Annotated in this window: 22 protein-coding genes; 16 read left to right on the top strand and 6 right to left on the bottom strand. The window is 65.4% G+C overall.

Annotated elements, in window-relative coordinates; translation table 11 throughout:
- Positions 1-192 precede the first annotated feature (192 nt).
- The 9 genes from EVC45_RS00190 (at position 193) to EVC45_RS00150 (ending at position 9,477) form a co-directional block, all read left to right on the top strand.
- Positions 193-375 (top strand): hypothetical protein, encoded by a 183-nt coding sequence (locus tag EVC45_RS00190; RefSeq protein ID WP_129956029.1) that lies wholly within the window; start codon positions 193-195, stop codon positions 373-375.
- Positions 376-390: 15 nt separating this feature from the next.
- Positions 391-594 (top strand): hypothetical protein, encoded by a 204-nt coding sequence (locus EVC45_RS00185; RefSeq protein ID WP_129956028.1) that lies wholly within the window; start codon positions 391-393, stop codon positions 592-594.
- A 158-nt stretch (positions 595-752) separates the two neighbouring features.
- On the top strand, positions 753-1,952 hold the full coding sequence (locus EVC45_RS00180) for a serine hydrolase (protein ID WP_129956027.1): 1,200 nt from the start codon (positions 753-755) through the stop codon (positions 1,950-1,952).
- Positions 1,953-2,076: 124 nt separating this feature from the next.
- Positions 2,077-2,376, top strand: a complete 300-nt coding sequence (locus tag EVC45_RS00175) for an H-NS family nucleoid-associated regulatory protein (RefSeq protein ID WP_129956026.1) — start codon at positions 2,077-2,079, stop codon at positions 2,374-2,376.
- 599 nt (positions 2,377-2,975) lie between these two features.
- On the top strand, positions 2,976-3,500 hold the full coding sequence (fae, locus tag EVC45_RS00170) for a formaldehyde-activating enzyme (RefSeq protein ID WP_129956025.1): 525 nt from the start codon (positions 2,976-2,978) through the stop codon (positions 3,498-3,500).
- A 25-nt stretch (positions 3,501-3,525) separates the two neighbouring features.
- Complete coding sequence (locus tag EVC45_RS00165; RefSeq protein WP_129956024.1) at positions 3,526-4,563, top strand: aldo/keto reductase; 1,038 nt, start codon at positions 3,526-3,528, stop codon at positions 4,561-4,563.
- Positions 4,560-6,005 (top strand): NAD-dependent succinate-semialdehyde dehydrogenase, encoded by a 1,446-nt coding sequence (locus EVC45_RS00160; protein ID WP_129956023.1) that lies wholly within the window; start codon positions 4,560-4,562, stop codon positions 6,003-6,005. The genes EVC45_RS00165 and EVC45_RS00160 overlap by 4 nt, the downstream gene beginning before the upstream one ends.
- A 139-nt stretch (positions 6,006-6,144) precedes the next feature.
- Positions 6,145-7,524 carry an MFS transporter gene (locus EVC45_RS00155; protein ID WP_129956022.1) on the top strand — a complete coding sequence of 460 codons (1,380 nt, stop codon included), beginning with the start codon at positions 6,145-6,147 and terminating at the stop codon, positions 7,522-7,524.
- A gap of 351 nt (positions 7,525-7,875) precedes the next feature.
- Entirely contained in the window at positions 7,876-9,477 is a 1,602-nt protein-coding gene (locus tag EVC45_RS00150) for a peptide chain release factor 3 (RefSeq protein ID WP_129956021.1), read from the top strand.
- Between the two features lie 84 nt (positions 9,478-9,561).
- On the opposite strand, the gene EVC45_RS00145 is transcribed toward EVC45_RS00150, so the two are convergent.
- Positions 9,562-10,431: a LysR family transcriptional regulator gene (locus EVC45_RS00145; protein ID WP_129956020.1), complete on the bottom strand. Its 870-nt coding sequence runs from the start codon at positions 10,429-10,431 to the stop codon at positions 9,562-9,564.
- A gap of 229 nt (positions 10,432-10,660) precedes the next feature.
- On the opposite strand from EVC45_RS00145, the gene EVC45_RS00140 reads away from it, so the two are divergent.
- On the top strand, positions 10,661-13,186 hold the full coding sequence (locus tag EVC45_RS00140; protein ID WP_129956019.1) for a GNAT family N-acetyltransferase: 2,526 nt from the start codon (positions 10,661-10,663) through the stop codon (positions 13,184-13,186).
- A gap of 42 nt (positions 13,187-13,228) precedes the next feature.
- Here the strand turns inward: EVC45_RS00140 and EVC45_RS00135 are convergent, their stop codons facing one another.
- The 3 genes from EVC45_RS00135 to EVC45_RS00125 form a co-directional block, all read right to left on the bottom strand.
- Positions 13,229-13,774, bottom strand: coding sequence for a hypothetical protein (locus tag EVC45_RS00135; protein WP_129956018.1), 546 nt, complete (start codon positions 13,772-13,774; stop codon positions 13,229-13,231).
- 141 nt (positions 13,775-13,915) lie between these two features.
- On the bottom strand, positions 13,916-14,701 hold the full coding sequence (locus EVC45_RS00130; protein WP_129956316.1) for an IclR family transcriptional regulator: 786 nt from the start codon (positions 14,699-14,701) through the stop codon (positions 13,916-13,918).
- A 159-nt stretch (positions 14,702-14,860) separates the two neighbouring features.
- Positions 14,861-15,052, bottom strand: a complete 192-nt coding sequence (locus tag EVC45_RS00125) for a hypothetical protein (protein ID WP_129956017.1) — start codon at positions 15,050-15,052, stop codon at positions 14,861-14,863.
- Between EVC45_RS00125 and EVC45_RS00120 the strand changes: the two genes are divergently transcribed.
- The 4 genes from EVC45_RS00120 to EVC45_RS00105 are packed head-to-tail and all read left to right on the top strand — an operon-like array spanning position 15,051 to position 18,607.
- Positions 15,051-16,091: an aldo/keto reductase gene (locus EVC45_RS00120; RefSeq protein ID WP_129956016.1), complete on the top strand. Its 1,041-nt coding sequence runs from the start codon at positions 15,051-15,053 to the stop codon at positions 16,089-16,091. The genes EVC45_RS00125 and EVC45_RS00120 overlap by 2 nt on opposite strands.
- Positions 16,092-16,098: 7 nt before the next feature.
- Complete coding sequence (locus EVC45_RS00115) at positions 16,099-16,929, top strand: amidohydrolase (protein WP_129956015.1); 831 nt, start codon at positions 16,099-16,101, stop codon at positions 16,927-16,929.
- A 33-nt stretch (positions 16,930-16,962) separates the two neighbouring features.
- Positions 16,963-17,706 (top strand): SDR family oxidoreductase, encoded by a 744-nt coding sequence (locus EVC45_RS00110; protein WP_129956014.1) that lies wholly within the window; start codon positions 16,963-16,965, stop codon positions 17,704-17,706.
- 52 nt (positions 17,707-17,758) lie between these two features.
- Positions 17,759-18,607, top strand: coding sequence for an ureidoglycolate lyase (locus tag EVC45_RS00105; protein ID WP_129956013.1), 849 nt, complete (start codon positions 17,759-17,761; stop codon positions 18,605-18,607).
- Positions 18,608-18,697: 90 nt separating this feature from the next.
- Here EVC45_RS00105 and EVC45_RS00100 read toward each other — a convergent pair whose 3' ends face one another.
- Positions 18,698-19,132 carry a PaaI family thioesterase gene (locus EVC45_RS00100; protein WP_129956012.1) on the bottom strand — a complete coding sequence of 145 codons (435 nt, stop codon included), beginning with the start codon at positions 19,130-19,132 and terminating at the stop codon, positions 18,698-18,700.
- A 36-nt stretch (positions 19,133-19,168) separates the two neighbouring features.
- On the opposite strand from EVC45_RS00100, the gene EVC45_RS45435 reads away from it, so the two are divergent.
- Together EVC45_RS45435 and EVC45_RS00095 are read left to right on the top strand one after the other, a co-directional pair.
- Positions 19,169-19,309, top strand: a complete 141-nt coding sequence (locus tag EVC45_RS45435) for a hypothetical protein (RefSeq protein ID WP_168991372.1) — start codon at positions 19,169-19,171, stop codon at positions 19,307-19,309.
- Positions 19,310-19,415: 106 nt separating this feature from the next.
- Positions 19,416-21,038, top strand: a complete 1,623-nt coding sequence (locus tag EVC45_RS00095) for a methyl-accepting chemotaxis protein (RefSeq protein ID WP_129956011.1) — start codon at positions 19,416-19,418, stop codon at positions 21,036-21,038.
- Positions 21,039-21,170: 132 nt separating this feature from the next.
- On the opposite strand, the gene EVC45_RS00090 is transcribed toward EVC45_RS00095, so the two are convergent.
- Positions 21,171-21,374, bottom strand: coding sequence for a cold-shock protein (locus EVC45_RS00090; protein WP_085488605.1), 204 nt, complete (start codon positions 21,372-21,374; stop codon positions 21,171-21,173).
- Positions 21,375-21,580 lie beyond the last annotated feature (206 nt).

Genomic DNA, 21,580 nt, shown 5'->3' with positions numbered 1-21,580 from the left:
GTCATAAATTCATGCGCCTAATGTGTGTCCGATAAGCGTTTGGCATGCGAATTGGGCTAAATAAGCCGACACGCTGCATTTTTACAACTTGAATCACCGCGCACCGATTATCCTTTGCGTCCCGACAACGATTTATCTTTACCTTTCAGGCTGTCGAACGAAGTCGGTGCGGCAGCTAACGGAACGTGAAGTTTGACAGCAGTATTCTTTTCAAACCGTCGGGGATTTAACCTTGGCGAGAAGAAGCTGCCGGTTTTTTCCGACACAGTAGAGGTTCAGGAAGGTTTTTCCGCTACCGGCGGACATTTCTTCGGGTCGCGCGGGCCAACGCGGCTTCATGCTTTCGATTTTTTTGCTTCAACACAAATTCAATAGAATCCGGGGAAAGCAATGAATCATCAGCAACTCGAAAAAGACATCGAGCATCTAGAGCAGATAATTTCCCATATTTCCGCACAAGACCGTATTCCGCTGTCTTACTGGCGCAATCGCCTCGAGCACGTTTCCGGTGCGGTACTCGTGCCAGCGCAGGCAACCCGCGTCAAACGCCTCGATGCCGCGCTTTGCGCACTGGAAAAGCGACAGAAAGCCTGAATGTCGTCACTGTGTCCGTCAATCGGAATCGCCAATCGGGAAATCCGTCGTGTGCGTTTTCGCCGGACAAGTTTTATCTTCGGTCTAATCGCCAAAGCGACATGGGCGAGCGGCCCGCGAGGCGCACGCACGTTTTCTTTCACCGACCCAGGACGAACATGCAGATAGCAGGACTTGCCGCGACCCGGCTTTCGACGTTGACCAACGCGATGCAGGGCTACGTGGAGCGGGGCGAGGTGGCGGGGGTGGTATCGCTCGTCTGGCGGCGCGGCGAAATCGGCTATTTCGAACCGCTGGGCCTACGCGACGAAGCCGCGCAATTGCCGATGGAGCGCGACACGCTGTTTCGCATCGCGTCGATGACGAAGCCGGTGACGAGCGCCGCGATCATGATGCTGATCGAGGAAGACCGCCTCTCGCTCGATGCGCCCATTTCGTCATGGCTACCCGAGCTGGCGGCGCCGCGCGTGCTGCGCGACCCGACCGGCCCGCTTGACCAGACCGATCCGAGCCGCGCGCCGATCACGGTGCTCGACCTGCTCACGCATCGCGCGGGCTTCGCGTATCACTTCACTGCGACGGGGCCGCTCGCCGAAGCCTACGCCGCCGCGTTCAACGGTTTCGAGGCGAGCGGCGGCAACAGCGCGTGGCTCGCGCGCATCGCCGCACTGCCGCTGATGTTTCAGCCGGGCTCGCGCTGGCACTACGGCGTGGCGACCGACGTGCTCGGCGTGCTGATCGAACGCGTGAGCGGCATGCCGCTCGGCGAGTTTTTCCGCACGCGCATTTTCGAGCCGCTCGGTATGCGCGACACCGCGTTCTGGGTGCCCGACGCGCAGCTTGGGCGCCTCGCTACCGCGTACAACATCGATCCGGGTTCGCGGCGTCGCGTGGTCGAGGATCATGCGGCGGCGAGCCGCTGGGCCAATCCGCGGCGCTTTCAGAGCGGCGGCGGCGGGCTGGTCTCAACCGCCGGGGACTATCTGCAATTCGCGCAACTGCTGCTCGGGCGCGGCCGCGTCGGCGACACGCGGCTGCTGTCGCATCGCTCGGTCGACCTGATGCGCAGCAATTTCCTGAGCCGCGACCAGCGCCGCCTGCCCGCCTTCGGTCACGTGATCTGGGCGGGGCAGGGCTTCGGCCTCGGCCTGTCGATCGTCGACGATCCGGCGCAGCAATTGCCGCTCGGCTATCGCTCGCCAGGCTCGTTCGGCTGGCCCGGCGCATACGGCACGAGCTGGTTCGCCGATCCGGTCGAGAACATGATCGGCCTGATGCTGATCCAGCGCCGCTCGATCGACCCCTTCCCGATGGCCATCGACTTCGAACGCCGCGTCTACGATGCGATCGACGATTGAGCCCGGCCGCCGTGCATGCGCTCGGCCGCGCGATTCACTATCCTGTGATTTTTTCGTCTGATAGTGTGCGCGAACCATTCATTGCGATTCATCGCAGTGCGTCCAACCGAGGGGGAACGCCGGCATGGCCTCTTACAAACAGTTGACTGCGCAGCTCGAAAAGCTCCACAAGGAAGTCGCAGCCGCGCGCGAGAAAGAAGTCGCGCAAGCCATCGAGGATATCAGGCAGAAGATTGCCGAATACGACCTGACCGCCGAAGAACTCGGCTTCACGAGCGCGTCGCCGAAGCCGCGCCGCAAGTCGTCGACGACGTCGGTCGCCAAGTACCGCAATCCGAAGACCGGCGAAACATGGAGCGGCCGTGGGCGCTCGCCGGCCTGGCTGGTTGGCAAGAACCGCGAGCGGTTTCTGATCGAAGGTTGAGCTTCGTCGTGGATGCCGGTGCATCCGTGTTCTCTGAAGTGATGCGTAGTTTGATTCGTTCCGCACCGTTGCGAAGGTCCCGAAAACGCTCACCTTTGCGTGACACCTGAACGTGTGCAGCCAGATTCGCCGATGCATTCGAAGTTCGCGGGATACTTCGGTAAGCCAGGCTTTGTCGCGCGGCGCACCGCCACGCGTAGCGCTCGCGGCCGTGTCGCGCCGCTGTGCACCGCTCGCTGCAAACCCGCGCCAGCCTTTGCTGGCGGGCGTTTCCAGGCGGCGAGCCGGAGCGTGCCCGCAGCGCTGCGAAGCTTGAGCGCCGTTTTTCCACCCATCGTGTTCGCGCTGCGCGCGCCATAGCAGGTGCGCGCATGCGCTTCGCGATCCTCACCTTTGGCCGCGCATCGCGACTGGCCGCCGCAAGTCCCGAAAACGCTCACCTTTCGCCGCACGGATGCGCGGCGCACTCACGCTCGCACCGCCGCTCGGGGCAAACCCGGAGTTGAGTTCGCCTCATACCCGGGCTCAGAACTCATCGATACAGGGTCGCGAAACGCCGGCGCCACAATCGGTCATCCACTCAAACCGACGGAAAGACCATGAGCGTATCGACGGACACAACTCTCTTTATCGGCGAAGGCTTCGAAGGGCCCGGCGTCAATCTCGCGCACATCAACGTGCTGGTCGGCCCGCGCAACGGGCCGGCGGGGCAGGCATTCGCGACCGCGCTCGCGACCCCTTCGGCGGGTCACGCGCCGTTCGTGGTGATCGCGCGTCCGGGCGTGCCGACCAAGCCGCTCACGCTGTACGTGAACAAGGCGCAGATCGCGAGCGACTTCCACGGCAACGCGACCTGGGGCGCATCGCAGGCCGGCATCGCGAAGGCGGTTGCCGAATCGCTGGAGAACGGCACGCTGCCGCCCGAAGCGGAGAACGATTGGGTCGTGGTGTCGGCGAACTGGGTCAATCCGGCCACCGACGATCTCGACGCCGTCTTCGAGAACAACTACCGCGCGTGCAAAAACGCGATTCTCGCGGCGATGAAGGGTCTGCCGCATCGCGACCAGGTGTTCGCCGCCGCGCGCGAGGTGTCGAATCCGTTCTACACGCCGAATCAGCGCTGAGCGCGACTAACCGGAGACACCCAGCATGGAATACATTCCCCTCGGCCAGTCCGGCCTGAAGGTTTCGCGTTTGTGCCTCGGCACGATGAACATGGGCACGCCGCAATGGAAGCCGTGGATCTTCGACGAAGCGCAAAGCGAGCCGATCGTGCGTCATGCGCTCGATGCCGGCGTCAACTTCATCGACCTCGCCGACTTCTATTCGACCGGTGTCGGCGAGGAGGTGGTGGGCCGCATCCTGAAGCGCGTCGCGCGCCGCGAGGAAATCGTCGTGACGACCAAGGTCGGCTACGACATGGGCGCGTATCAGAACGCCGGCGGCCATTCGCGCAAGCACATCATGGACGGCATCGATGGTTCGCTCACGCGGCTCGGCATGGACTACGTCGACATCTATATGCTGCACTTCTTCGACGTCAACACGCCGGTCGAGGAAACGATGGGCGCGATGAACGATATCGTGCGCGCGGGCAAGGCACGCTATCTCGGCGTGTCGACCATGTACACGTGGCAGCTCGCGAAGATCATGCAGGTGTGCGAGCGCAACGGCTGGCACAAGCCCGTCAACATGCAGTTGCAGTTGAATCTCGCGTATCGCGAGGAAGAGCGCGAAATGATTCCGTACTGCGCGGATCAGGGCATCGGCGTATCGGTGTTCAGTCCGCTCGCGCGCGGGCTTCTCACCTGCGAGCCGAATTCGACGCGTAACCAGACCGATTTCTTCACCGCGCAGATGTACGGCGATCGCGCCTCGCGCGAGATCGCGGCGTCGGTCGCACGGGTGGCGGCGCGGCGCGGCGTGTCGGCCGCGCAGATCGCGCAGGCGTGGGTGCTCAATCATCGCGGCGTCGCGAGCATGCTGGTCGGCGCGGACACGCCCGCGCAGTTCGACAGCGCGCGCGCCGCGCTCGGCATGACGCTCACCGACGACGAGCTGTTCGAACTAGAGCGCAACTACACGCCCTGCGATCTGATCAACGACTACACCGCCGGACGACGGATCGCGCGCGAGCCGCGGCCCGCGCAAGGCACGTTCGCCGACACACTGGAGAAAGCCGCATGAACGAATTTTTGCGTACCGGGCATTACATCGGCGGCGAATGGTATGACGCAGCGGGCGGCAATACCTACGCGGTACTCAACCCCGCCACCGGCGACGTGATCGCCGACGTCGCGAAAGGCGGCGCGGCCGAAGCCGCGCAGGCGGTCGCCGCCGCATCGCGCGCGTTCCCGGCCTGGCGCGCGCTGAGCGCGAAGGAGCGCGGCGCGCGTGTCAAGCGTTGGGGCGAACTGATGCTCGACCATCGCGAAGCACTCGCCGAACTGTTGACGCTCGAGCAAGGCAAGCCGCTTGCCGAAGCGCGCGGCGAAGTCGGCTACGCGGCGAGTTTTTTCGAGTGGTTCGCGGAAGAAGCGAAGCGCGCGTACGGCGACGTGATTCCGAGCCCCAACCCGAACGCGAAGATCGTCGTGACGCGCGAGCCGGTCGGCGTGGTCGCGGCAATCACGCCGTGGAATTTCCCGCTCGCGATGATCACGCGCAAGGCCGGCCCCGCACTTGCGGCCGGCTGCACGATGGTGCTGAAGCCGTCGGAAGAGACGCCGCTGTCCGCGTTCGCGCTCGCGGTGCTCGCCGAGCGCGCGGGCATTCCGGCGGGCGTGTTCAACATCGTGTCGGGCGACGCGGTTGCGATCGGCGGCGCGCTCACGGAATCGCAGGTGGTGCGCAAGCTCTCGTTCACGGGCTCGACGCGCGTCGGCAAACTGCTCGCCCGGCAATCGGCCGATACGCTCAAGAAGCTGTCGCTCGAACTCGGCGGCAACGCACCGTTCATCGTGTTCGACGACGCCGATATCGACGCGGCGGTGCAGGGCGCGCTGGCGTCGAAGTTTCGCAACACCGGGCAGACCTGCGTGTGCGTGAACCGCTTCTACGTGCAGGACGGCGTCTACGATGCGTTCACTTCGGCGCTGACTCAGGCGGTGCGCAAGCTGCGCGTCGGCAATGCGCTGCGCGATGAGGTCGAGCAGGGGCCGCTCATCAATCACGCGGCTTTCAGGAAGGTCGAAGCGCACGTCGCCGATGCGTTGCACAAGGGCGCGCGAGTGCTGACCGGCGGCAAGCCGCATGCGCTCGGCGGCACGTTTTACGAGCCGACCGTGCTCGCGGATGCGTCGAGTTCGATGCTGATCGCGAGCGAGGAAACTTTCGGCCCGGTCGCCGCGTGCTTCCGGTTCAGCAGCGAACAGGAAGCGATCGACGCGGCCAACGACACGCCCTTCGGCCTCTCAGCGTACTTTTACACGCGTGATCTCGCGCGCGCCTGGCGCGTCGGCGAAGCGCTGGAGAGCGGCATGGTCGGCATCAACGAAGGGATCCTGTCGACCGAGGTCGCGCCGTTCGGCGGTGTCAAGCAATCGGGGCTTGGACGCGAAGGCTCGAAGTATGGCCTCGACGAATACATGGAGCTGAAATACATGATGATGGGCGGGCTCGGGCGTTGAGCTTCATGATGTGCCGCGGCTGATTACACATGGCGGCGGCTGATGCGAATGTGCATAACGGGCCGCGGACGGAAGCCGCCGCGAGCCACGAGGACGCGGCCGGGAACGCCGGTTGCGCCACGGATCGACAGGAGACAGCGTGAGCAATCAGGACCTACAGGTGGCCGCTCTCGGCCTCGGCCATCATCTGCCGGCGACACCCGCCGCGCAGCGACCCATATCTCTCGACGACGTTCCGCTGAACGCGTTCCATGTGAAGATCGCCGGCCTGACGTTCGGCGCGCACTTCACGGAGGGATTCGCGCTCGGCACGATCGGCTACGCGCTCGCATCGATGAACCGGCAGATGCCGCTCGACGCGTTCTGGATGGGCATGGTCGGCAGCTCCGCGCTGCTGGGTATCTTTATCGGCAGCCTCGTGTTCGGCTGGCTGTCGGATCGTTTGGGACGTCAGAAGATTTTTCTGCTGAGCTTTCTGATCATCACGGCGGCCGCGTTTGCGCAGTTTTATGTGCGCTCGCCTGCGGAGCTGTGTCTGCTGCGAATGCTGATCGGCTTCGGCATGGGCGGCGATTTCGCGGTCGGGCACGCGATCCTTGCCGAATTCTCGCCGCGCAAGCATCGCGGCACGCTGCTCGGCTCGTTCAGCGTGGTATGGACGGTCGGCTACGTGATCGCGAACGTGCTTGGTATGCATTACGCCGACGCGTCGCCCGATGCGTGGCGCTGGCTGCTGGCGTCGGCGGGCGTGCCGGCGCTGTGCGTGCTGGTCCTGCGCATGGGCACGCCGGAGTCGCCGCGCTGGCTGCACGGCAAAGGCCGCATCGCGGAAGCGCGCGCGATCGTCACGAAGCACTTCGGCGCGAACGTCACGCTCGACCTTGGCGGCGACGGCCACGCGGCGGCGCACGGCGGCTTCATGCGCCTGTTCAAACCGGACCTGATTCGCCGCACGATCTTCAACTGCGCGTTCTTCGTGTGCCTCGTGATTCCGTACTTCGCGATCTATACGTTCCTGCCGACTATCCTGAAGGCGATCCACCTGAGCGAGAACTCGGGCGCGGACTTCCTGCTCAATGGCTTTCTGGTGCTCGGCGCGCTGATCGGCATCTGGCTCACGATCAAGCTGCCGCGGCGCGTGTTCCTGATCGGCTCGTTCGCGGTGACGTGTGTGTCGCTGATCGTGCTGAGTCTGCTGCCGGCGTCGGCGAGCGTCGGCATGATCGTCGCGTTCGCGGTCTTCACGCTGACGATGTCGGCGTTCTCGAATCTGGTCGGCGTGTTTCCGCCGGAGTGTTTCCCGACCGAGGTGCGTGCGTGCGGCGTCGGGCTCGCGATCGCGTGCAGCCGGCTCGGCTCGGCGGTCGGCACGTTCCTGCTGCCGCTCGGCATCGTTCACCTCGGGTTTCACATCACGATGATGGTGCTCGCGGCGGTGCTGCTGCTCGGCATGATCGTGTCGATCGCGTGGGCGCCCGAAACTCGCCATCTGACGTTGAATCAGGCGAGCGGGGTATAGCCCCGGCCGCTTTCTCCCCCTCCACGCGGCCGCGCGGCCCCGATCGCGCGGCCGCTCCCCCCGGCCCGCGCGGAGACCGCTACCGTCTGGCGCCGAACCCCTTTCCCCCGGCCGTCGCGCTAGGCGTGTATCATTCGCACCTTGCGCCGTTTTTGCGCCAGCGATTCCCGCATCGTCGAACGTTGGGTCGTGACCCGTTCGCCACCCGTTTTCGAAACGCGGCGCGAGCGCCGGCCGATTCCGGCTCGCGCCCGACTCCCGCAGCTCGACGCCGCCGCGCCACGCGCGGCATACCGGCCGCCCAGGGTCGCCGGGAACCGCCCGAACCCCTTTCCGTGACCGCCAGACCCGATGTCAGTCTCCGAACTCAAACGCCGCCGCACGTTCGCGGTCATTTCCCACCCGGACGCGGGTAAAACCACGCTCACCGAAAAGCTGTTGCTGTTCTCGGGCGCGATCCAGATCGCCGGTACCGTGAAGGGCCGCAAGAGCAACCGCTACGCGACGTCCGACTGGATGGAAATCGAAAAGCAGCGCGGCATTTCGGTCGCGAGCTCGGTGATGCAGTTCGAGTACGGCGAATGCGTGATCAACCTGCTCGACACGCCGGGCCACGAGGACTTCTCCGAAGATACCTACCGTGTGCTGACCGCGGTCGACGCAGCCGTGATGGTGATCGACGGCGCGAACGGCGTCGAAGCGCAGACGCTGAAGCTGCTCGAAGTCTGCCGCAGCCGCAAGACGCCGATCGTCACGTTCATCAACAAGCTCGACCGCGAAGTGCGCGAGCCGCTCGACCTGCTCGACGAAATCGAGCAGCACCTTGGCGTAGCGGCGGTGCCGTTCACGTGGCCGATCGGCATGGGCAAGGATTTCCAGGGCGTCTACGACGTCCAGCGCGATCAGGTGCGCGTATTCCGTGCCGGTCAGGACACGGCCGGCGGCGCGGTCGAAACGCTGCAGGCACTCAGCAACGAGGAAGGCGAGCGCCGTTTCGGCCACGCGTGGGTGCGGGCGAAGGAAGAAATCGACCTGATCAGCGGCGCGACGCACGAGTTCGACCGCGACCAGTTCCTCGCCGGCCAGCAGTCGCCGGTGCTATTCGGCTCGGCGATCAACAACTTCGGCGTGAAGGAAATTCTCGACGCGCTGGTCGACCTCGCGCCGCCGCCGTCGATGCGCATGACCGTGCAGCGCCCGGTGCAGCCGGAAGAGCCGAAGTTCACCGGCGTCGTGTTCAAGGTGCAGGCGAACATGGACCTCGCGCACCGCGACCGCGTCGCGTTCATCCGCGTGTGCTCGGGACGTTTCGAGCGCGGCATGGCGGTGAAGGTCACGCGCTCGAACAAGACGTTCCGCGCGAACAACGTGGTCACGTTCCTGTCGCAGCGTCGCGAGACGGTGAGCGAGGCGTATCCGGGCGACATCATCGGTATTCCGAACCATGGCACGCTGAGTCTCGGCGACACGCTGACCGAAGGCGAGCAGCTGCAGTTCGTCGGCCTGCCGTTCTTCGCGCCGGAAATTTTCCAGACCGTCGAAGTGGTCGATCCGATGCGCGCGAAGCAGCTCGGCGAAGCGCTGAAACAGCTCGGTGAGGAAGGCGCGATCCAGGTGTTCCGTCCCGAAGCGGGCGGTCTGATGATTCTCGGCGCGGTCGGGCAGCTGCAGTTCGAAGTGGTGTCGCATCGTCTGTCGACCGAGTACAAGGTCGACGTTCGCATGGCGCCGGCGCGCTACCGCCTGTCGCGCTGGGTGACCTGCGACGATGCGGCCGAACTGCGCCGCTTCACCGATTCGTACTCGGCGCGGATCGCGCTCGATGCGTCCGATGCGCCGACCTATCTGGCCTCGCACGTGTCGGAGATCGAAGTCGCGCAGAAGGCGTGGCCGAAGATCGTGTTCAACGAGTTGCGCGAGCACTCGGGGGCGCCGTTCCGGAAGGCGATGTAAGCCCGCAAGTCCGCGGGTTTCGCAGGTAAAGAGCCGCGTTCTACGCGGCTTTTTCTTTTGTGCGCTGCGCGGCAAGCGCAGCCATCACTGGATTTTCAACACCTCGTCGCGCAACCAGCTTCCGAACGCCTGCACATACTCGAACCCCGCGTGCGCCTGCGCGATGTCGAGCCAGTAACCGAACGGCCCCGTCACCTCGACGTCGGAAAACTGCGCAAGCGTGCCGTTCGCGAGTTCATCGACGATCATGTTGCGATCGACGATCGCCAGACCCGCGCCTTTGCTCGCGGCGCGAATCGCCTGTTCGAGCGTCGAGAATTCGATGCCGTTTTCCGAGTAACGCGCGGGCAGTCCGGCTTTAGCGAGCCAGTTCGGCCAGAGTTCGAGGCGAGCGTCGTTGTGCAGCACGTGCAGCGCGGGCAGAGAATCGAGCAGCGCATCGAGCGGCCGCGCGAGCAGCGACGGCGCGCCGACCAGCACGTGCCGCTCCGTCATCAGCAGTTCGGAATGCGAGTCGGGCAGCGCGTGGCGTGCAAAGCGGATCTGGCAGTGGCAGTCGGCGCTCGGCTCGGTCCGGATCGACAGCTCGACGTCGGGCAATTCGATCGCCAGCGAGCCGAGCCGTGGCGAGAACCACTGCGTGGCGAAGGTCGGCGGCACAGCAACTACGAGACGGCGCCGGCCCTTCGCCACGCTGATCTCGCGAAAGCCGTGCTCGATCGTATCGAACGCCTGTGTCAGACACGGCAGGAACTGCACGCCGGCCGGCGTCAGGCGAATCCCCTTGTGATCGCGCTCGAACAGCTTCGCGCCGAGCGATTCCTCGAGCAGTTTGATCTGCCGGCTCACCGCGCCTTGCGTGACGCACAGCGCGGTGGCTGCCCGGTTGAAGCTCATATGCCGCGCCGTCTCTTCAAAAAAGCGCAACGCGATCAGCGAGGGCAAGCGCCGCATAAATCACCTTCTGTCTCTAATGTCGTTCTGTCCGACGATTGTCGCAAGACGCCGGCGCGCCGGCAATCGCGATGGCGTCCACCGCACGCTTACCCCGGCCCGCTTCCGCACGCAGCGAATGGTAGTCGCAACAACCCCCGCACCCGCGCGCGACTTCGCCTATGCTGACGAAACCACCCGCCTCGCCGCGCAGCCGGCTCCCATTCCTGTCCAACCGCATGGAGCGACCGTGACCGTTCGCAACCTCGACGCCTTGTTTCGCCCGAAATCCGTCGCCGTGATCGGCGCGTCCGAGCGGCCGGGCAGCACCGGCGCGATGGTTTGGGCGCGCGTGCTCGAAGGCGGCTTCGACGGTCCGCTGTGGCCGGTCAATCCGAAGCACGCGACGCTCGGCGTCCACAAGGTGATCCCCGATGTCGGCGATCTGCCGCAGGCGCCCACCGTCGCGGTGTTCTGCACGCCGCCCGCGACGTGGCCCTCGTTGATCCACAAACTCGGCGGCATGGGCACGCGCGCCGTGATCATCGTCGGCGAGGTGCGCAGCGACGAAGACCGGCTCGCAATGCGGCATGCGCTGTCGGCGGCGCGGCCGCATCTGCTGCGCATCGTCGGACCGGGCAGTCTCGGCGTGGTGTCGCCGGCGCTCGGCGCGCATCTGGGCGCGCCGTCGTGCACGGTCAAGGCGGGCGGCGTGGCGTGGGTGTCGCAGTCGAACGCGCTGACCAACGCGGTGCTCGGCTGGGCGCAGGCGCGCGGGCTCGGCTTCTCGCACGCGGTGGCACTCGGAGAGGAGGCCGACGTCGATGCCGGCGACGTGCTCGATTACCTCGCGAGCGACGCCAACACCCGCGCCATCCTGCTCGAACTCGACAGTGTGCGGGCCGCGCGCAAGTTCATGTCTGCCGCACGCGCGGCGGCGCGCAACAAGCCGGTGCTTGCGCTGCGCTCCGGCCGCGACGATCCCGCCGATGGCCTCTATACGGCGGCGTTCCGGCGCGCGGGCCTGGTGCGCGTCGACGCGCTCGACGATCTGCTCGACGAAATCGAAACGCTCGGCGTCGGCCGCGTGGCGGCCGGCGGCACCGCGACGCTGATCACCAGCGACCGTGGCCTCGCGACCCTCGCTCGCGACGCGTTCTGCGCCGCGGGCGGGCTGCTCGCGCGGTGGCCGGCCGCGGCGTCGGACGCGCTGCGAGAGGCGCTGCCGCTCGCGGTCGGCGGCAATCCGCTGCTGCTTGGCGACGGTGCGCGTCCTGAGCACTTCGGCACCGCGCTGAAGCTGCTCGGCGAGTATCGCGAGACGGGTACCGCGTTCGTGGTGCACGCGTCGACGCATGGCGCGCCGGTCGACGATGTCGCGCAGGTGCTGATCGAGCATCAGCGCTTCGCGTATCGCGGGCTGCTCGCGTGCTTCTTCGGTGGCGTCGATGCGGCCAGGCGCGACGCGCTGCACGCGCAGGGCATCCCGGTGCACACGACGCCGCAGCGGCTTGCGCGCGCGTTCGCGCGTCTGGTCGAGTACCGGCTGGGCCGCGAGTTGCTGATGCAAACACCGGAAGGATTGCCTGCGCAGATTCCAGAGTGTATCGACGCCGCCCAGGCGCAGGCGCGCGAAGCGTTGGCGGCGGGCGAAAGCGAACTCGTCGGGACGGCGGCGGAGCGGTTTCTGGCGCGGTTCGGGTTGCGGGTGGAGGGTGTGGGAGGAGCGGGCGCCGATGCGTCGGGGGCCGATGCGCAGGACGCCTATGTGTCGGGCGCCGATGCGCCGGGCGGCGACGCACCAGGCGCCGATGCGCCCGCCGCCGACACACCGTGCGCCGAGGCCGACGACGCGGCCAAACCCATCGTCGACGTCGCCGTCGAACTGCACGACGACGACAACTTCGGCCCCGTGTTCCGCTTCACCGCGCCGCCGGTCGATGGCGTTTCCAGCGGCTTGCACGTCTACGGCCTGCCGCCGCTCAATCCGATGCTCGCGCGCGACATCGTCACGCGCTCGCACTACGCGAGGCTGGTCGCGCCGGAGCCGACGCTCGCGGCGCTGACAGCGCTGTCGCAAGCGGTTTGCGACGTGCGCGAGATCGTTGGCCTGTCGCTGAAACTCAGGGTCTACCGGGACCGCGTGATGGTGGTCGATCCCGTGTTGCGGCTCGGCGCGCAGCGCAGCCGTCTCGCGATCGTGCCGTATCCGCGTCGCTTCGAGGAAACGCTCGACTGGCAGGGTCTGCGCGTGACGGTGCGGCCAATTCGCCCGGAAGACGAAAACGCGCATCGCGAGTTCGTGAATGCGATGACGCCGGAAGATTTGCGGCTGCGTTTTTTTGGCGCGGTCGGAAGCTTCGAGCACTCGCAACTCGCGCGCATGACCCAGATCGACTACGACCGTGAAATGGCGCTGATCGCGACGGTCGACAACCAGGACGGCGTCGCGCAGACGCTCGGTGTGGTGCGCGCGGTGGCCGATCCCGACAACGAGACGGCCGAGTTCGCGGTGGCGGTGCGCTCGGACCAGAAGGGGCGGCGCCTCGGCCAGTTGCTGATGCAGCGGATCATTGCGTACGCGCGGGCGCGCGATACGCACTGGCTGGTCGGTGAAGCGTTGCGCGAGAACGCCGCGATGATCGCGCTCGCGAAGGCCAGCGGCTTCACGATCACGCGGACCGACGATCCCGGCGTGGTGGGCTTCCGGATGGCGCTCGACGAAACGGCGGGGGCGGAACCGAAGTCCCCCGCGCAGAACCCGCCGCCGCGTTGAGCGGCTTACGTCGCGGGCCGCTCAACACACGGCTTCATGACCTCACGCCGCCAGCTTCTGCGTCGCCTCGTCGACTTGCGCGCGCGTGACCGACAACTCGTCGAGCCACTCCTGCGCATACACGGCGCCGGTTTCGCGTTCGAGCCGCGCGATCGTCGCGGCGCAGCGGATCGCGTCCTTCTGCGTCGAAATGAACGATTTCACCGACTCGCCGCCCTTGAACGCGTCGAACAGCGGCACGCGAATTTCGTCAGGCAGCGGACGGGTGGTCCATTGATACGGCTTGCCGTTGAACGTCAGCGACGGCGGCAGCACGCGCTCCTTGCGCGCGGCCGGAATCAGGCCGTAGGTGCGCGCCGCTTCGCCGATCTGCTCGGGCGAAAACAGCTCGTCGGGCGTGATGTCGAACTGCTGGATGAAGGTCTCGATGCTTTGCATCGCGGCGGCGCGGTCATCGCGGCGCTTCTGCGCGTGAGCGACGATGTCGCGCAGTTCGTCGGCTTCTTCGGCGGTGATCGTGAAGCTCGACTGCTTCTGCTGGAGTTCGGAAAAACGCTGGAATTCGGAATCGGTCAGAAGTTTGGCCATTGCTCAATCGATGCGCGCGCATGAGCCCGTCATGCGGCGTTATTTTGGAAGGGCCGCCATTCTAAACCATGTGCGCGTGCGCGCCGCGGCGCGAGCCGTCACCGCCCGCGTTGCCGCGCAACTTGCCCCACAGCTTGCCCATTACGCGGCCTGCTCGCGGAACATCGACAGCGCCTGCACCGTGTCGCGCAGAAGCGTGGTGGCTGCTTCGAGCGTCGGCGCGACGTATTCGTCGATCCGCCGCAGATACGGGCAGGTGAGCACCGCGATCGCCTGTCCCGACGGCGCGAGGATCGGGAACGTCACGTCGGTGACGCCGAAGGTCTGCTGGCTGTCCTTCTGCCAGAAGCCCGCCGCGCGGATGCGCTCGCAAGCCTGCTCCAGCGCGTCGCGATCGAGCGTGACTTCGCCTTTTACCTTCGTATGCTCGGCGAGCATCTGCTGACGCTGCTCGACGCTCTGGAACGCGAGCATCACGCGCCCCGAACCGGTGTCGATCAGACCGACCCGCGAGCCGAGCCGCACCGACATGCCCCACGAGCCCGGACCGTCGACCTGGGCGATCACCAGCAGGTTGCCGCGGTCGTACACGACGAGGTGGCACGACTGCTCGGCCGCGTCGGCGAAACGCTGCATCAGCGGCAGCGCTTCGGCGATCAGCCGGTTCATCGGTGGATGACGGTGCGCGAGCGCGAACAGCTTCAGGCTCAGCGAGTAGCGGTCGCCGGCCGCCGAGCGCACCACGTATTGGCGCGCGACGAGGCGTTCGAGCATCCGGTACATCTCGCTCGCGTTGCGGCCAAGCTGCCGCGTGATCTCGGCGCGCGTGAGTCCTTCCTTCTGCTCGGACAGCAGTTCGAGAATGTCGAGGCCTTTGTCCAGCGCGGGGGCGCGGTAGCGGTCGTCGTCTTTGTCTTCGGCGTCCATCATGAGGGGCGGGGTATTGTCTGGAGTTCTTATTATCTGGCGCGCGCGGGCGAGTGCGTAGCATTTCGCGAACTGATTGCCCATTGTCCAGGGAAAACCCCGGGCATCCGTTGCGCGCAGTTTTCTTGACTTGCAAAAATTCGAATATGAATAATACGTTTATTGGTAAATTAATGCACGCATCGGCAGCGCGCGTCCTTTCGGCGGCGCGTCGAGCCCGTCGCATGGTAAAAACATGGGGACGAATCCAGATTGGGTGCCGCAGCGCTCACTCTGGCCGATGGCAATAAATTGCATGCGACCAGAGCCGGCGCTCGCGCGCTGACGCTGGTCGACAGGAGACACGCTCATGTCGGCATCGATCGGATCGAAGATCGGGCAGCGGCGCCGTATCGGCCGCGGCTCGTTGCAGGTGAGCGGACTGGGGCTCGGCACGGCGCCGCTCGGCGGCCTGTATCGCGACCTGTCCGACGAGGAGGCCCATGCGACCATCGCCGCCGCCTGGGACGCGGGCGTGCGCTACTTCGACACCGCGCCGCACTACGGCAACACCAAGGCCGAGCATCGGCTCGGCGCCGCGCTGCGCCGCTATCCGCGCGGCGAGTATGTGCTGTCGACCAAGGTCGGCCGCCGCTTCGTGCCGCGCACGTCGCCATTCGACGACCGCGAAGGCTGGCAGAATCCGCTGCCGTTCGAAGCGATCTACGACTACACGCACGACGGCATCCTGCGTTCGTTCGAGGACAGCCAGCAGCGCCTCGGCATCATCGATATCGACATGCTGCTCGTGCACGACATCGGCCGCGTCACGCATGGCGACCAGCATCCGCACTACTGGCGGCAATTGACCGAAGGCGGCGGCTTTCGTGCGCTGGAACGGCTGCGCTCGACGGGCGCGATCAAGGCGATCGGACTCGGCGTCAACGAAGGCGCGGTGATCCTCGACGCAATGGCCGAGTGCGATATCGATTGCGCGTTGCTCGCGGGGCGTTATACGCTGCTCGAGCAGACCACCCTCGACGACCTGCTGCCCGCCTGCGAGGCGCGCGGCGTCAGCATTCTGCTCGGCGGCGCGTTCAATTCGGGCATTCTGGCGCGCGGCGTCCAAGGCGATCTGAAGTTCAATTACGGCGCCGCGCCGGCCGAGGTGATCGAGCGCGTCGCGCGGCTGGAGGCGGTGTGCCGCGCGCATCACGTGCCGCTCGCCGCCGCCGCGTTGCAGTTTCCGTATGCGCATCCGGCGGTCGCCACCGTGCTGACCGGCGCGCGCAGTGCCGACGAATTGCGCGAGAACGTCGCGTCGTTCGAGCAGCCGATCCCCGCGGCCTTGTGGTCCGCATTGCGCGAGGCGGCCCTGCTCGATCCCCGCGCGCCCGTGCCCGTGGACTGATCCGACCATGCAGATCGACGCTCACCAGCACTACTGGGACCCCGCGCGGGGCGACTACGAGTGGCTGACGCCGGAGCTGAAAATCCTCTACCGACCGTTCGGGCCAGGCGATCTGAAGCCGTTGCGCGAACAGGCCGGCATCGAGCGGACCGTGGTCGTGCAGGCCGCGCCGACGCTCGACGAAACCCGCTACCTGCTCGACATCGCACGGGAGGAGCCGTCGATCGCGGGCGTGGTCGGCTGGGTGCCGCTGCTGTTGCCGAACGCGCCCGCTCTGATCGAGGCGCTCGCGCGCGAGCCGAAGTTCAAGGGCGTGCGGCCGATGCTGCAGGACTTGCCCGACGACGGCTGGATCGCGAACCCCGACCTCGTGCCGGCGATCGACGCGCTGATCGCGCACGACCTCGCGTTCGACGCGCTGATCTACGCGCGTCACGTGCAATACGCCGAGATCTTCGCGCAGCGTTTTCCGGCGCTGCGCATCGTCGTCGATCATGGCGCGAAGCCGCCGATCCGCTATGGCCAGGCGGGCTACCAGGTGTGGCGCGACGCGATCACGCGGCTCGCCGCGTTCCCGCACGTGCACTGCAAGCTGTCGGGTCTCGCGACCGAGGCGTCGCCCGGCTGGACCGAAGAGACGCTGCGGCCCTACGTCGAGCATCTGCTGAACACGTTCGGCCCCGCGCGGCTGATGTGGGGCAGCGACTGGCCGGTGCTCGAACTGAACGGCGACTACCTGCTGTGGCATTCGGTGGCGACCACGCTGCTCGCGTCGTTGAGCGACGCCGAGCGCGACGCCGTGTTCGGCGAGAACGCCGCGGCGTTTTACCGGCTTTGATTTCGTTAGCAGCCCATTCAACTGGAGTCGTAGATGACACAAAGACTGGCCGGCAAAACGGCCCTGATCACCGCGGCGGGACAAGGCATCGGTCTCGCCACCGCCGAACTGTTCGCGCGCGAAGGCGCTCGCGTGATCGCCACCGATATCCGCATCGACGGACTCGCCGGCAAGCCGGTCGAGGCGCGCAAGCTCGATGTGCTGGACGGCGCGGCGATCAAGGCGCTCGCCGCGGAAGTCGGCACGATCGACGTGCTGTTCAACTGCGCGGGCTACGTGCACGCGGGCAGTATTCTCGAATGCAGCGAGGAGGATTGGGAGTTCGCGTTCGACCTCAACGCGAAGGCCATGTACCGTATGATTCGCGCGTTCTTGCCGGCCATGCTGGAGAAGGGCGGCGGCTCGATCATCAACATGTCGTCGGCGGCGTCGAGCGTGAAGGGCGTGCCGAACCGCTTCGCGTACGGCGCGTCGAAGGCCGCGGTGGTCGGGCTGACGAAGTCCGTCGCTGCGGATTTCGTCACGCGTGGTGTACGCTGTAACGCGATTTGCCCGGGCACGGTGTCCTCGCCGTCGCTCGAACAGCGAATCGCCGCGCAGGCACAGGCGCAGGGCGCGACGCTCGATGCGGTGCAGGCCGCGTTCGTCGCGCGTCAGCCGATGGGCCGCATCGGCAAGCCGGAAGAGATCGCCGCGCTCGCGCTGTATCTCGCGTCCGACGAGTCGTCGTTCACGACGGGCCAACTCCATGTGATCGACGGCGGATGGTCGAACTGATTCTGATTGATTGACGAACCGAACACTACTGAACGTAAAGGGAAGTGCAACGATGAAACTGCTTCGTTATGGGCCGAAAGGCCAGGAAAAGCCGGGCCTGCTCGACGCGCAAGGCAAGATTCGCGATCTGTCGAAGGTGGTCGGCGATATCGACGGCGCTGTGCTCGGCGATGAAAGCCTCGCGAAACTGCGCGCGGTGGATCCTGCCACGCTGCCGGTCGTCGAAGGCAATTCCCGCATCGGACCGTGCGTCGGCAAGATCGGCAAGTTCATCTGCATCGGCCTGAACTATGCGGATCACGCGGCGGAATCGAATCTGCCGGTGCCGGCCGAACCGGTCATCTTCAACAAATGGACGAGCGCGATCAGCGGCCCGAACGACGACATCGAAATCCCGCGCGGCTCCAGGAAGACGGATTGGGAAGTGGAACTCGGCGTCGTGATCGGCAAGGCGGCGAAGTACGTGGACGAAGCGAACGCGCTGGAGCACGTGGCCGGCTACTGCGTCATCAACGACGTGTCGGAGCGCGAATGGCAGATCGAGCGCGGCGGCACGTGGGACAAGGGCAAGGGCTTCGACACGTTCGGCCCGATCGGCCCGTGGGTCGTCACGCGCGATGAAGTCGCCGATCCGCAAAACCTGAACCTGTGGCTCGAAGTGGACGGTCATCGCTACCAGAACGGCAGCACGAAGACGATGATCTTCAGCGTCGCGAAGGTGGTGTCGTATGTGTCGCAGTGCATGAGCCTGCAGCCGGGCGACGTGATCTCGACCGGCACGCCGCCGGGCGTCGGCATGGGCGTGAAGCCGAACCCGGTGTTTCTGAAGCCGGGGCAGACGGTGCGTCTGGGTATCGACGGACTGGGCGAGCAGACGCAGAAGACTTACGCGGCGGAGTAAGCGCGCTTTCTCTTCCCGCGATGTCGCTGTGAGATGCAATGCAAAGCCGTTCCTGTTACGCAGGAGCGGCTTTTTTCATGCTACGCGGCCTTAATTTCCCCCTTCCTGCTCCCCATTCTCCCCAATCCTGTTCACGGTCCCCTGCGCGACCGCCACCAGCTTCTCGCGATTGCCTTCCATCACGAACACGCTGCACTGGCAGGTCGCCTGATGCCTGCCCGCATAGACGACGTTCGCGCGCGCGATCAGCGTGCCCTTCATCGCCGGGCGCAGATAGTTGATCTTGTACTCACCGGTCACGACTCGCGGGCCGAGCGACAGCGCGCCCGCGAACGTCAACGCATTGTCGGCGAGATAGCTGATGACGCCGCCATGCACGAAGCCATGCTGCTGCCGCAGTTCGTCGCGAATCGGCAGACACAGGGTGAGCTCGTCGCTGCCGGCGTGCATCAGCTCCGCGCCTAGCAGCATGCTGAACGGCTGGGCGTGCAGTGCGCCGCGCGCCCGGTCGAGTAGGTCGGTCATCGTGGTTCCTTCGTGCAGGGTCGGTGGAGTGCATCGATGCAACAGAGCATCCGCGCGGCGCGCGCCACGCGGTCCCTACCCACTCTAGGAAGTGCCGCTGCGCTGCGCAAGGTGATTCCTCGCGACGAGCGCCGCATTGTTGCGCAAAACAACCTCAATCGCGACGATCGCCGATGAAACCTGCACGTAGAGCGCTTTTTGCGGGAATTGGTCTCAAGCCGTCAAACGGCCTGCCGTTAACCCTGGTGTAACCCCCGTCATCCTTTGTTCCCAGGTGTCCACGATGTTCAGCAAGATCAAGGTCGCATCCGGCCTGCTATGTGTTTTGGCCGCGTTCTGCGTCTTTCAGCTCGTCACGGTAGGGTTGGGGTTCTGGTCGCTGACCCGCACGCACGACGACGTCGGCGATCTGTCGAACATCGCGCTGAAGCAGGTCGACTCGGTCAACCAGACGACGCAGCGCCTGATGGACGCGCGCATCAACCTGTCGCGCGCCGGCACGCGCATGGTGCGCGGCGGCACCGAGCCCACGGACATCGTGCAGCACGCTCGCGAACAGCTCGTTGCCGCCGATCAGTCTTTCGCGGCCTTCATGAGCGCGCAGAAGACCAGCGACGAAAACAGCGCGCGCGCCACCGCGCTCGCCGACCGTTACAAGACGCTGCACGGCGCGCTCGCGGAGCTCGTGCAGTATCTCGACTCGAACAATATCCAGGCCTTCCTCGATCAGCCTACGCAGTCGTTTCAGGATGCCTATCTGACGGAAGTGCACAACTTCGTGCAGTTCGGCGACGCCGCGAGCCGCGCGTCGCTCGATTCGATCGATGCGCGCGTGGCGGCGTTTCGCATCGTCAGCGTGGTGATTCTGCTGGTGCTGGTCGCCGGCACGCTGGCCGTCTATACGGCGTTGCGCCGCGGCGTCGTGGCACCGCTCGAGGAAGCGGGCCGCCATTTCGAACGCATCGCGCAAGGCCGTCTCGATCAGCCGATCGCCGCGCGCGGCAGCAACGAAATCGGCCGTCTGTTCTCGGGCCTCGCGACGATGCAGGCGAGCGTCGCCCGCACCGTCAAGAGCGTGCGCGAATCCGCCGACTCGATCCATCTTGGCGCCAACGAAATCGCGACCGGCAACGCCGATCTGTCGGCGCGCACCGAAAACCAGGCGGCATCGCTCGAGGAAACGGCGTCGAGCATGGAAGAACTCACGGCGACCGTGCGTCAGAACGCCGACCATGCGCGCGAAGCCAACGCGCTCGCCGGGACCGCGCTCGACGCGACGTCGCGCGGCAGCGAAGTCGTCAACCAGGTGGTCGACAAGATGCGCGGCATCGCGCAGAGCTCGGACAAGATCGCCGAGATCATCTCCGTGATCGACGGCATCGCTTTCCAGACCAACATCCTCGCGCTGAATGCAGCCGTCGAGGCGGCGCGCGCGGGCGAGCAGGGCCGCGGCTTCGCGGTCGTGGCCGGCGAAGTTCGCGGGCTCGCGCAACGCAGCGCGCAGTCGGCGAAGGAGATCAAGACGCTGATCAGCGAGTCGGTCGCGGAGATTCAGGACGGCTCGACGCTCGTCGAGCGTGCCGGTGAAGCGATGAGCCATGTGTCGGCGTCGATCTCGCGCGTCACGCAGATGATGGCCGAAATCAGCGCGTCGTCGCTCGAGCAGAGCACCGGCATCGAGCAGGTGAACCAGGCGGTCGTGCAGATGGACGAGATGACCCAGCAGAACGCGGCGCTCGTGGAGCAGGCCGCGGCGGCGGCCGCTTCGCTGCATCAGCAGACCGAGCAGTTGAAGCAGGCGGTTTCCGTGTTCGAAATTTCTGAAAGTGTGTTGCGCACGCAACAGCACGGGGCAGTGTTCGCAGCCAACGCGGAATTGGCATTAACCGGAATGCATGCGCTTTAAGGCGCTGACGCTTAAAAACGATGCAGAAAATAGAAAATGGCCCGCATAAAGCGAGCCATTTTGCATTAGACGCAGGGGCCTGTGGAGGCGCCTATCGTGACGTCCAAGTCTGTCTCAAAGTACCTGCGGTACTTAGATCGACTGGATGTTCGCTGCCTGCTTGCCCTTCGGGCCTTGCTTGACTTCGAACGACACTTTCTGGTTTTCCTGCAGGGACTTGAAGCCCGAAGACTGGATTTCCGAGAAGTGTGCGAACAGGTCTTCGCCGCCGTCGTCCGGGGTGATGAAGCCGAAGCCCTTTGCATCGTTAAACCACTTAACAGTACCTGTTGCCATTTTTAATCCAAATAAATGTTGTGCATTGCATCGCGACCGCAATTGCTCCAATGCAACGGCGAGCGCGAGGGGAGAGTTGTATCACGTCTTTATGACAGACGCCAATCAACCTGCATCCGGGTATTCCCCGGTTTTGATGTTTTTTCGCGCTTTGAGAAGGTCAGACGAGAACTTTTTTGCCGCCAGGGTTTACCAACGGTATTAAA

Origin of the sequence: Paraburkholderia sp. UYCP14C, assembly GCF_004197395.1 — a bacterium.
In the GTDB taxonomy this organism is placed as follows: Bacteria; Pseudomonadota; Gammaproteobacteria; order Burkholderiales; family Burkholderiaceae; genus Paraburkholderia.
The sequence above is the reverse complement of the archived record's forward strand: the minus strand, read 5'-3'. Positions and strand labels throughout refer to the sequence as shown.

Coding starts and splice junctions, on each gene's coding strand:
- EVC45_RS00110 (WP_129956014.1), top strand. CDS start 16,963: ATGACACAAAGACTGGCCGGCAAAACGGCCCTGATCACCGCGGCGGGA.
- EVC45_RS00120 (WP_129956016.1), top strand. CDS start 15,051: ATGTCGGCATCGATCGGATCGAAGATCGGGCAGCGGCGCCGTATCGGC.
- fae (WP_129956025.1), top strand. CDS start 2,976: ATGAGCGTATCGACGGACACAACTCTCTTTATCGGCGAAGGCTTCGAA.
- EVC45_RS00090 (WP_085488605.1), bottom strand. CDS start 21,374: ATGGCAACAGGTACTGTTAAGTGGTTTAACGATGCAAAGGGCTTCGGC.
- EVC45_RS00115 (WP_129956015.1), top strand. CDS start 16,099: ATGCAGATCGACGCTCACCAGCACTACTGGGACCCCGCGCGGGGCGAC.
- EVC45_RS00135 (WP_129956018.1), bottom strand. CDS start 13,774: ATGGCCAAACTTCTGACCGATTCCGAATTCCAGCGTTTTTCCGAACTC.
- EVC45_RS00175 (WP_129956026.1), top strand. CDS start 2,077: ATGGCCTCTTACAAACAGTTGACTGCGCAGCTCGAAAAGCTCCACAAG.
- EVC45_RS00105 (WP_129956013.1), top strand. CDS start 17,759: ATGAAACTGCTTCGTTATGGGCCGAAAGGCCAGGAAAAGCCGGGCCTG.
- EVC45_RS00160 (WP_129956023.1), top strand. CDS start 4,560: ATGAACGAATTTTTGCGTACCGGGCATTACATCGGCGGCGAATGGTAT.
- EVC45_RS00165 (WP_129956024.1), top strand. CDS start 3,526: ATGGAATACATTCCCCTCGGCCAGTCCGGCCTGAAGGTTTCGCGTTTG.
- EVC45_RS00185 (WP_129956028.1), top strand. CDS start 391: ATGAATCATCAGCAACTCGAAAAAGACATCGAGCATCTAGAGCAGATA.
- EVC45_RS00125 (WP_129956017.1), bottom strand. CDS start 15,052: ATGAGCGTGTCTCCTGTCGACCAGCGTCAGCGCGCGAGCGCCGGCTCT.
- EVC45_RS45435 (WP_168991372.1), top strand. CDS start 19,169: ATGCAACAGAGCATCCGCGCGGCGCGCGCCACGCGGTCCCTACCCACT.
- EVC45_RS00145 (WP_129956020.1), bottom strand. CDS start 10,431: ATGCGGCGCTTGCCCTCGCTGATCGCGTTGCGCTTTTTTGAAGAGACG.
- EVC45_RS00130 (WP_129956316.1), bottom strand. CDS start 14,701: ATGGACGCCGAAGACAAAGACGACGACCGCTACCGCGCCCCCGCGCTG.
- EVC45_RS00150 (WP_129956021.1), top strand. CDS start 7,876: ATGTCAGTCTCCGAACTCAAACGCCGCCGCACGTTCGCGGTCATTTCC.
- EVC45_RS00095 (WP_129956011.1), top strand. CDS start 19,416: ATGTTCAGCAAGATCAAGGTCGCATCCGGCCTGCTATGTGTTTTGGCC.
- EVC45_RS00100 (WP_129956012.1), bottom strand. CDS start 19,132: ATGACCGACCTACTCGACCGGGCGCGCGGCGCACTGCACGCCCAGCCG.
- EVC45_RS00180 (WP_129956027.1), top strand. CDS start 753: ATGCAGATAGCAGGACTTGCCGCGACCCGGCTTTCGACGTTGACCAAC.